This window comes from Chelatococcus sp. YT9 (genome assembly GCF_018398315.1).
In the GTDB taxonomy this organism is placed as follows: domain Bacteria; phylum Pseudomonadota; class Alphaproteobacteria; order Rhizobiales; family Beijerinckiaceae; genus Chelatococcus.
This window is the reverse complement of sequence record NZ_JAHBRW010000001.1, coordinates 408,412-415,000: the sequence shown is the minus strand read 5'-3', so window position 1 is coordinate 415,000 and position 6,589 is coordinate 408,412. Positions and strand designations below refer to the sequence as shown.

General features: G+C 60.5%; 4 protein-coding genes. 2 read left to right on the top strand and 2 right to left on the bottom strand.

Features of this window, described 5'->3' with window-relative positions:
* The first annotated feature begins 53 nt into the window (after positions 1-53).
* Together KIO76_RS01805 and KIO76_RS01800 are read left to right on the top strand one after the other, a co-directional pair.
* Complete coding sequence (locus tag KIO76_RS01805; protein ID WP_213321204.1) at positions 54-1,115, top strand: Gfo/Idh/MocA family protein; 1,062 nt, start codon at positions 54-56, stop codon at positions 1,113-1,115.
* Between the two features lie 15 nt (positions 1,116-1,130).
* On the top strand, positions 1,131-2,174 hold the full coding sequence (locus KIO76_RS01800) for a Gfo/Idh/MocA family protein (protein ID WP_213321203.1): 1,044 nt from the start codon (positions 1,131-1,133) through the stop codon (positions 2,172-2,174).
* Positions 2,175-2,326: 152 nt separating this feature from the next.
* Here the strand turns inward: KIO76_RS01800 and hutC are convergent, their stop codons facing one another.
* Both hutC and KIO76_RS01790 read right to left on the bottom strand, forming a co-directional pair.
* Entirely contained in the window at positions 2,327-3,100 is a 774-nt protein-coding gene (gene hutC / locus KIO76_RS01795; protein ID WP_213321202.1) for a histidine utilization transcriptional repressor HutC, read from the bottom strand.
* Positions 3,101-3,429: 329 nt separating this feature from the next.
* On the bottom strand, positions 3,430-6,588 hold the full coding sequence (locus tag KIO76_RS01790) for a multidrug efflux RND transporter permease subunit (RefSeq protein WP_213321201.1): 3,159 nt from the start codon (positions 6,586-6,588) through the stop codon (positions 3,430-3,432).
* Position 6,589: the final 1 nt, after the last annotated feature.

The following is a 6,589-nucleotide window of genomic DNA, read 5'->3' as shown; positions in this document are numbered from 1 at the left end:
GTCGGCCATCGGGTGGGTGGCGGTAGCTCGTTCGCGGCATGGGGCCTGAAAAGATGAGTAGGCCTCGTCGCACGACTGACAGGGTTGCTGTCGCCATCATCGGCGCGGGCTTTATCGCCGACTATCACGCCGGAGGGCTCGCTGCGACCAGTCAGGCGGATGTCGCCGTGCTCGTAGGCCGCCGACGGGAGGCGACGGAGAGACGGGCGCATGCCCTCGGAATCGGCCGGATCGAGACCGACTATCGTCGTGTACTGGATGATCCATCCATTGATGCGGTCGTCGTCGCATCACCGGACGACACGCATGAGCGCATCGCCATCGATGCATTGGCAGCGGGGAAATCTGTACTGCTGCAGAAGCCTATGGCCCTGAGCAGCGACCAGTGCCGGGCGATCATCGCGGCGGCGGACGAAGCGGCGGGACGTCTCACTGTGAGTTTCATGCACCGCCATTTTCCGGAAGTGCGCTGGCTGCGTGAGATGCTGAACGAGCGACGCCTCGGCGCCGTTCATTCGGTTCGTCTCCGCAACGCGACCCCGGGCGCCGACTGGGCCGAGTGGTTCTTCAAGCCGGGCAATGTCTCGGGTGGCGTCGTCATGCAACTGGGTGTGCATGGGATCGATCTCTGTCGATATCTCTTCGGGCCCATCGCCGAATTATCTGCTGATGCAATGACGGCGCGGCCCGAGAGAACCCTGGCCGATGGACGTCTGATGCGGACGGTGCTTGAGGACAACGTTTTCGCACTTTACCGACTCGCCAGTGGTGTCCGGGTCAGCCATGAAATGAGCTATACCGAGCTGCAAGGATGCGATCGCTTTCGGCTGGAAGTGTATGGAGAGCATGGAACCGTCTGGCTGCGTACTGAGCGTGGGACGGCGGCCTTATACGCGCCGTCCGTCACCGGTGTGCGGAACTGGGTCGCACACGAACTCCCGGAGGAGCCGCTTGGGCGGGCCCATCACCTGCACTGGCTTGATATCGTCCGTGGGGACACACCTGGCGACGATACCGCTCAGGCTGGGCTTCAGTCCGTGATGATTGCTGAGACGATCTACGAGGCTGCCCGTACTGGACAGCGGACGCCGGCCGAAGCAACAAGAGCCGGTTGACTGGGGGAGGGGGCTTTGACGATACGCGTCGCGATTCTTGGGAGCGAGCACTACCACGCGAACTTCTGGACAAAGGCATTTCTTCAAAGTCCGGATGCCGCAATTTCTGGTCTTTGGGATTCCGACGCGCATCGGGCTGCTGTCTTTTCCGCTCAATATGGCCTAGCAGTCGAGCCAGACCTCGACCGGCTGATCCTGGGCAGCGATGCCGTCGCGATCTGCTCGGCGACGGGCGATCATCTCTCGCTCGTGAAGGCGGCCGCCGCGCATCGGCGACCTGTGCTGTGCGAAAAGCCCCTGGGGACCAGCATGGTCGATTGCCTCCAGATTCAGGAGATCGTCGACGCATCCGGCATTCCGTTCATGCAAAGTTTTCCCAAGCGCTTCGATCCCATCAACAGCGAGATCGCGGCGTTGCTCAGGGAAAAGGCCATCGGCCAGGTCTCGCTGTGCCGCATACGCCATAGCCACAGCCACGGTTTGAACGGGGCATTCCGGACGGCTTGGTTTACAGATCCCGCACGGTCGGGTGGCGGGACATTACTGGATGAGGGCATCCATGCCGCCGATTTCCTGCGCTGGATGTTCGGAGAGCCGACGTCAGTTTTCGCGACGGTGTCGTCTCGAACGCTCGGGCTTGGCGTAGAGGACACGGCTGTTGCAACGTTCCGTTATGACAACATGATCGCGGAGGTTGCGACGGGCTGGTGCTTCGCCGCCGCGGACACGTCTATTGAAATCTACGGAACTGATGGAACTATCTTGCTCAGCGGCGTTGATATTGCGTCCCGTTCGACGCGGGAACGGGACTTCCTGCGCGTCTTCCGACGCCGGGGCGAGGCAGGCGATTGGACGTCCTCTCCCACGACGCCTCATTTCACGACTGGCGTCTTTCACGAGCATGTCGCCTGGGCCTTCGTAAAGGCTCTCAAGGAGGACGTTGCGATGCCAGTCACACTCGACGATGGATTGCGGGCCTTCGCCATGATTGAAGCCGCCTATCGCTCGGTAGCAAGCGGCAGGGCCGAGCCGGTCGTGACGTCCGGGAAGCGGTCATGACGCGGTTCGGTCCCCTGACGGCGTAGGAGCTCGCCTGCAGGATTGCCATTTCCATCGTTTTGCCAAGCTGATCTTCTCGCCGGATCTATTCACGGAAGTGCTTTATAGCGTGCTGACGGACTTATTTTCCTACACTTACAAGAAGTGAGACTTTAGCGGGCCCGTTTCGGCGAATGGACTGGCTGTGTCGCGTGGCTTCCGTTCGGCGTCGCCTCGTGAGCGCTGCGCAGCCGGTAGCGGTCTCCCGGATAGAGAAACCGGCTACGTGTCACCGGGATGCCATCCCTCCACGTCCGTCTATCAAGCAAAAGGCAAGGCTGATTGCTCTCGATCTCCAAGAGCTGGCGGCTCTCTTCGTCTGCGCGGATAGCCCGAATGGTATTATCGACAAAGGAGACTTCGGTTTCACGCAGCAAATAGCTATGCGGTGTTATGCGCGTGAAGTCCTGCTTCAAATAATCCGGAGCCTCCTCGGCATTGACGAAGCGATCCTCAAGCTGAAGCGGCGTTCCATCTTCCTTGTGAAGGAGGCGTGAATGATAAATGACGCCGTCGAAGGGGTGGGGCAGCATGCTGGTGAACGGACTGTCGGCCGGCACGACCCTGAGCGAAAGGACCTCGCTGGTATGGACCCCGCCGCTTGTCGCTATTTCTTCAGAAATGTCCGGCAACTCGAAGATCGCGCATTGCATGCGGGGACCGACAACGAATGTGCCACGACCTTGAATCCTGACCAGCATGCCTGCAGTTTGCAACTCCCGCAGGGCGCGCCGGACCGTGAGCGATGAAGCGCCGAATTCTTCCGCGAGCGTCTCCTCGGAGGGAACTCGGAAATCCGCGGGCCAAACATCGCCGCGTATGCGCTTTTCGATCGTGGACTTGATCTGCTCGTAGAGGGGCAGGGGACTCTGCAATGAATTGCTCATGCGGGCCTCGTCGATCAAGCACCTGATATTGCAATCTGCTTTTACAGATATGATAGCGGGGCGCTGCCCGTCCAGGAGCAAATGCTGGAGATGATTTTACCTAAGCCAATAGGCGGACAATCCTCCGGCCCGATACGAGGCGTCATTTTTACATTTTCATACATGCCGCATGTGTCGGACGTGTTTCATATACGATCGATGCTGTTCTCGGTCACCGATTTTACGGATCGATCATCGGCGGCAATCAGGGCGGTAACTGCATAGGAAATGCCCGCCGGTGGGTCAGAGCCGGCGGGCATTCATGATCTGCGCAAGCGTGTGCGGCGGCATCAATGCGGATGTGCGGGCGCCGATCCTGTTGGGGTGGGGCTTTCCACTGCAGGTTCGCTGCTCGCCTTGTCACGCCGGCCGAACAGTTTCATCACAAAGACGAAGAACACGGGCACGAAATAGATCGCTAGCAGGGTCGCCGAGATCATGCCGCCCATCACGCCGGTACCGATTGCGTTCTGGCTCGCCGCGCTGGCGCCACTCGCGATGGCGAGAGGAACAACGCCAAGGGTGAACGCCAGCGATGTCATCAGGATTGGTCGAAACCGCAGGCGGCACGCCTCGATGGTTGCTTCCAGGAGGGGCTTGCCTTCGGCGCGCAGGTCCTTCGCAAACTCGATGATGAGGATCGCGTTCTTCGCCGAGAGGCCGATGATCGTGATGAGACCGACCTTGAAGTAGACGTCGTTCGGCATGTCGCGCAGCATCACCGCTGCGACCGATCCAAGCACGCCGAGCGGAACCACCATCATCACGGAGAGCGGGATGGACCAACTCTCATAGAGGGCAGCCAGCAGCAGGAAGACGAACAACACCGTCAACCCCATGAGGAACGGGGCTTGCGACCCGGATTGTATCTCCTGCAGGGATTGGCCGGTCCACTCATAGCCGAAGCCAGTCGGCAACTCGCCGGCCAGTCGCTCCATTTCCTGGATAGCGGCACCGGAAGAATAGCCGGGAGCTGCTGCACCATTGATACGGATGGAGGGATAGCCGTTGTAGCCGACCACCTGGGCCGGGCCCATCTGCCAGTCGATCCGTGCGAAGGCTGACAGGGGAACCATTCCGCCTGCCGAGTTGCGCACGTTGAGTTTCAGCAAGTCTTCCGTTTGCATGCGTCGGCCTGCATCGGCCTGCACGGTAACGCGCTGCATGCGACCCGCGTTTGGGAAGTCATTGATGTAGGATGAGCCCAGATTCGTCGAAATGGTAGAGTTGATGTCGGCGAAGGTGACGCCGAAGGTATTCGCCTTTTCACGATCGATGATCAGATTGACTTGCGCGGCGTTCGGCATGCCTTCAACGCGCAAGCCGGCGAGCACGGGGCTTTTCGCCGCGGCGTCCATCAGCTGCTTGCCCGCAGCGACGAGCGCCGTCTGCCCAAGGCCACCGCGATCCTGCAGCCGGAACGTGAAGCCACTTGATGTGCCAAGACCGGTGATGGCCGGCGGTGAGAGGGCGAACGCCATGGCATCGCGGACCTGGAACAGGGCGCCGTTGGCCCGCGCGGCGATTGCATCTGCCGAGCTGCCGGCGTCGCGCTCATTCCAGTCCTTCAGCGTCACGAAGGACAGGGCTGCGTTGTCACCCGCTCCTGAGAAGCTGTAGCCCTGGATCATAACCATGCGATCGACGGCTTTCTCCTCGGAAAAATGCTTTTCCGCTGTTTCGATAATGGCCTGAGTGCGGTTACCGCTCGCCTCTGGTGGGGCCTGCATATCGACAATGATGTAACCTTGGTCTTCGTTGGGTAGGAACGAAGTGGGAAGGCGCATGAAGGCCCACCCCAGCCCGACCAGCAAGGCGAGGTAGATGACCATGAAACGCCCCGCGCGACGGACGATCCAGCTCACGCTTCCCGCATAGCTGTTCGTGAACCTGTCGAAGCTGCGGTTGAACCACCCGAAAAAGCCCCTCTTCTCATGGTGACCTTGCGGGATAGGCTTGAGCAAGGTCGCACACAGGGCGGGGGTGAGCGACAGAGCAAGGAAGCCCGACAGAAGGATGGACGTCACCATCGTCAGGCTGAACTGCTGATAGATGACGCCAACCGCGCCGGGGAAGAACGCCATCGGCACGAACACCGCCGTGAGAACGAGCGTGATACCGACGATCGCACCCGAGATCTGTTTCATTGCCTTTCGGGTGGCTTCGAGCGGCGGCAGCCCTTCCTCCGCCATGATGCGCTCGACATTCTCCACGACCACGATGGCGTCATCGACCAGAATGCCGATGGCGAGCACCATGGCGAACATCGTCAGCACATTGATCGAAAAGCCGGTGGCTAACATCACGCCACAGGTTCCCAGCAAGGCGACCGGCACCACCAGCGTCGGAATGATCGTATAGCGGAAGTTCTGCAGAAACAGGAACATGACCACGAAGACGAGCGCGACGGCCTCGAGCAGCGTGTGCAGAACTTTCTCGATCGAAACCTCGACGAACGGCGAGGTGTCGTACGGGATCGTGTATTCGATACCGGGCGGGAAGAAGCGCGAAAGTTCTTCCATTTTCGCGCGGATCGCCTTGGACGTAGCGAGGGCATTGCCGGTCGGCGACAGCTGGACGCCTATTGCGGCCGCAGGCTTGCCGTTGATCCGCGTATTGAAGTTATAGGTTTCCGCGCCGACTTCGACGCGAGCGACGTCGCGCAGACGCACGCTCGATCCATCCGGGTTCGCGCGCAGGACAATGGCGCCGAATTCGTCCGGGGTCGTCAGCTGACCCTTGACGAGGACCGTCGCCGATATCTGCTGCTGAATCGGATTGGGCTGTGCGCCGATACGGCCGGCGGCCACCTGAGCGTTCTGCGCGCCAATGGCCGCGGCGATGTCGCCCGTGGTGAGATTGAGCCCGACCATCTTGTCAGGATCGATCCAGATGCGCATCGCGCGCTGGGACGCGAACAACTGAGCGCGGCCGACGCCGTCGATGCGGCGTATTTCGCCGAGGATGTTGCGGCTGACATAATCGCCCAGCGCGACGGCATCCATGGAGCCGTCGGTGGAGATGAGCCCAGCCACCATGAGAAAGCCGGCTCCAGCCTCCTCCACCTGTACACCTTGGCGTGTGACGGTTTCGGGTAGGCGCGCCTCAACGCGTCGGATGGCGTTCTGGACATCGACAGAGGCCTGGCTGGTCGAAGTGCCTGGCCTGAAGGTTGCAGTGATCTGGACGAGACCTGATGAATCCGACGTTGATTCGAAATAGATCAACCCCGGAACGCCATTGAGCTCTTCCTCGATCGGCCGGGTGACGCTCTGGTATATTTCTTCAGGAGAGGCGCCTGCATAGGTTGTCTGAATGGAGATCTGCGGCGGCGCGACATTTGGATACTGCGCGATTGGCAGCATCGGAATGGCGATGATGCCACCGATCACGATGAAAAGTGCGACCACCCAGGCAAAGATCGGGCGGCCGATGAAGAATTGCGCCATG

Coding starts and splice junctions, on each gene's coding strand:
- hutC (WP_213321202.1), bottom strand. CDS start 3,100: ATGAGCAATTCATTGCAGAGTCCCCTGCCCCTCTACGAGCAGATCAAG.
- KIO76_RS01790 (WP_213321201.1), bottom strand. CDS start 6,588: ATGGCGCAATTCTTCATCGGCCGCCCGATCTTTGCCTGGGTGGTCGCA.
- KIO76_RS01805 (WP_213321204.1), top strand. CDS start 54: ATGAGTAGGCCTCGTCGCACGACTGACAGGGTTGCTGTCGCCATCATC.